A 2,971-nucleotide genomic window follows, 5' to 3' on the forward strand; every position below is an offset into this window, starting at 1 on the left:
CCGGGCCCTTGGCATGCCAGGAAAACGCCATCAAGCACGCGAACCGTATTCATCGAATGCTGACTATGGGCGAGCGTCCAAGTGAAAGACCGAGGTTAGGTACCGGATGCCTCCGGTGGCGACGAGGTGCTCGAGCCGACGGGTCGCGGCGTGCTGGTCCATCCGGGCGCCGATGGTGTTGCGCAGGATCGGTCCGCTGGGGCGTTCCTCAACGGCCCGGTCGATGGCTCGGGCCACCGCGGGCGGCAGTGGGATGAGTGTGACCTTGCCGCCCTTGCCGTGGACGCGCAGCACGCGGTGGCCGTGTTCCTCGGCCAGGTCGGCGATGCTGGTGCCGCACACGGTAGATTAAATCGACCCATGTGACTGCATCTGCCCACCCGAGGGTGCGGCGTGTGCGAAGGCTTACCGTGTCCTCTGTCGTTTATATTCGTAACCGGCCGACGCGGGCCCCCGGTCTGTGGCGGTCACTGGCGGGCTGGATCGGCCGTTTCTACACGGTCGGTGAACGGCTGGGGCAGGGTGGATCAGTGGTGCCAGCAGCCGAGGACTACTCGTGGCTCGTTGAGACTCAAACGCTCGGTTTCAGCTTCAATCTGGCTCTGGTGCGTGGGCTCGAACCGGACGACGTCATCGCTCAACTGGGCGGCGCGGACCCGGTGGACATCATCGGAACGGCGTTGCTGGAACCGGCCGCCGGCCTGGCGATTTCGCTGCCGGACCCAGATACCTTCGACGCCACCCTGACAACAGGGCTGACGTTCGTCGCGGCCGCTCGCGTCGGCTTCTGGACGCTGATCCTAGAGCCGCTCGGGTCTCTGTGCGCCACCCCTGCCGTCGCCCGGGTGCTGTCGACCCGCGGTGAGATGGTCTGCTTCGACTACCACGAGAACGCCACATCCCGCTTCTCCTGGTCGCGTGACGGCGACATGCTGGTCGTACTCAATCCCGAATCCCCGGCGTTACGGGAGGGCAGCAGTCCGGATCAGCTCAACGACACGCTCACCGAGCTCGGCTTCACGGTGGAACGAAGCGACGACGTGCCGTATGACCGCCTGTACGGGCAGCGGACACTGGCGCTGATGGAGTGCTTGACCGGCGTGCGGATCACGCCCGAACTGTTGGACAGCACGGCCTACCGATGTGCCGCCGTACCCGGGCCAGAAAGCTGGGGCTCAGGCACGCTCGATCCGTCGGCGGCCGGGCTGTTTCTGCTCGAGGTGCGGGAGCTGCTGGCGGATTACGCCGACGACCCAGCGGACCACAACAACCCGGACCACTTCGCGTGGTCCGAGATGGGCGTCACCGACAAACGAGTCAGAGCGACCGGGCACTACGGCCTCCAACTGTTCACCGCGGATCCCGCATTCCTGCGGGCGGTCGCTCACGCTTCGCCCGAATTGCACCACCGATTGATCCGATGGCTTCGTGACCAGCCCTTCGCGGAGGCCGGGATCTTGAACGAACCGTGGTTCGCGCCTGTCCGGAACGCCCTGCACCGCGGTGCTCCGATCCCCAAGGCGGAACTACGAAAGGCCGAACAGCACCTCGACTCGTCGAGCCCGGACGATCGCGGTGAGTCCCCGGGCCGGCGGGCCTTCCGGTCGATTCGATTCCAGCCCGGCCGGAGCATCGACCCGGGCGCGGTGACCGGCATCCTGATGTCCCAGTTGGCGGGGTTCCGCGGCACCAGGATCGCCGAGATCGTGCCCGCCGTTCGGCAGGCTTTTCCGGAGCTCGCCGACGTCGAGATCCCCGAGCAACCACCGGAACGGGACCGGGCGCGCCGCTGGCGCGAGACCCGCGAGCGCGTACGCGAGCAGCAGCGAAACGAGACGTAGGCAGCCGACTGGGGCGGCCGAGGCCCCGGCAACGATCGGCTGCGACAGGCCGCCGTGTGGGCACGGCCGCTGGCATGGCGGTCTGGGCCGCCCAGTACGTCTGCCATCCCAGCGGTCGGCGTCCAACGACTTCTCTGGCAGATCAGATCGGCGGTTGGCGGAGCGGGCCCGATCATCCAGTGGGGCCTTCGATCTCGCTGGTCAGGTCGAGGATGTCAGGGACGGCGTCCAGTACGGTGACCTCGACCAGGGCGCCGTCTCGGCCGTACCGGCGGCGGTAGTCGTCGTACGGGTAATCGGGGATGGGTAGCCAGGATCGGTGCCCGCGCAGGGGGTGGTTCTTCTGCGTCACCGCCCCCGAGTTGAGCCGGCAGAGTTCGATGCGTGGGCCATGCCGCTCGATGAGGGCGCGGGTGTCGATGTGCAGAACCACCTGGCCTTCGGCGCGGTACTCCTTCGCCTGGCGTAGCCGGTCCAGCCGTTCGGGGCTGGCCCAGAAGAAGACCGGGGAGTTGATCGCATGGAGGTATGCGATTAGTGAGGACTGGGGATCGATCTTCTCCGCGATGAACTTCATCGGCTTCTGATCCCGGATCACGGCCGGCGGCAGGCCGGGGGCGCGTAGGACGGTGGACTGCTTGCGTGGCGCGTTCAAGAGCCGGTCGCGTTCGGCGGTATCGAGGCCGAACAGGTCGATCAGTCGCTGCGTGGACAAGAGGCCGTGCCGCTGTACCGACGGCCAAGCGGTCGCGGACATCGTGTGGAAGACCTGTGGGTGGCGTGCGATCAGTTCTTCGACGTCCATGCCGGTCATGATGCCGGACGGCCGCGGCCACGGGCCATCACGGAAGAGAGGTGGTCCGGGATGCTTGGATAGCACGACTTGCGGCAGATCCGGATGGCCCGATCAAGCGGGCCTCGGCCCGTCGCCGGGTGGCATCATCACCCCGATTTGTTCTGCGTAGCCTGCTGTCATGACTGAGAGCCCGGTTCGCTTCGGTGGACGACATGACGTGGAGTTAGTGGTAGTTCTGTCAATCCCCTGGAACCGTAGAGGCTTTGATCTTGAGGTTTTTAGATCTTGGTAGGTGTAGTCAGTGGCGGCGTAGCCGCCTCCATCTCCCGATCTT

3 protein-coding genes are annotated in these 2,971 nt (G+C 66.2%); 1 reads left to right on the forward strand and 2 read right to left on the reverse strand.

Features of this window, described 5'->3' with window-relative positions; all coding sequences use genetic code 11:
• Positions 1-63: 63 nt before the first annotated feature.
• Positions 64-342, reverse strand: coding sequence for a site-specific integrase (locus tag ADL15_RS11855; protein WP_067688398.1), 279 nt, complete (start codon positions 340-342; stop codon positions 64-66).
• Between the two features lie 68 nt (positions 343-410).
• On the opposite strand from ADL15_RS11855, the gene ADL15_RS11860 reads away from it, so the two are divergent.
• On the forward strand, positions 411-1,841 hold the full coding sequence (locus tag ADL15_RS11860) for a DUF6461 domain-containing protein (RefSeq protein WP_157441325.1): 1,431 nt from the start codon (positions 411-413) through the stop codon (positions 1,839-1,841).
• A 172-nt stretch (positions 1,842-2,013) separates the two neighbouring features.
• Here the strand turns inward: ADL15_RS11860 and ADL15_RS11865 are convergent, their stop codons facing one another.
• Positions 2,014-2,646: a DUF7002 family protein gene (locus ADL15_RS11865; RefSeq protein WP_157441326.1), complete on the reverse strand. Its 633-nt coding sequence runs from the start codon at positions 2,644-2,646 to the stop codon at positions 2,014-2,016.
• Positions 2,647-2,971 lie beyond the last annotated feature (325 nt).

It is taken from the genome of Actinoplanes awajinensis subsp. mycoplanecinus (assembly GCF_001509495.1).
Taxonomy (GTDB): domain Bacteria; phylum Actinomycetota; class Actinomycetes; order Mycobacteriales; family Micromonosporaceae; genus Actinoplanes; species Actinoplanes palleronii.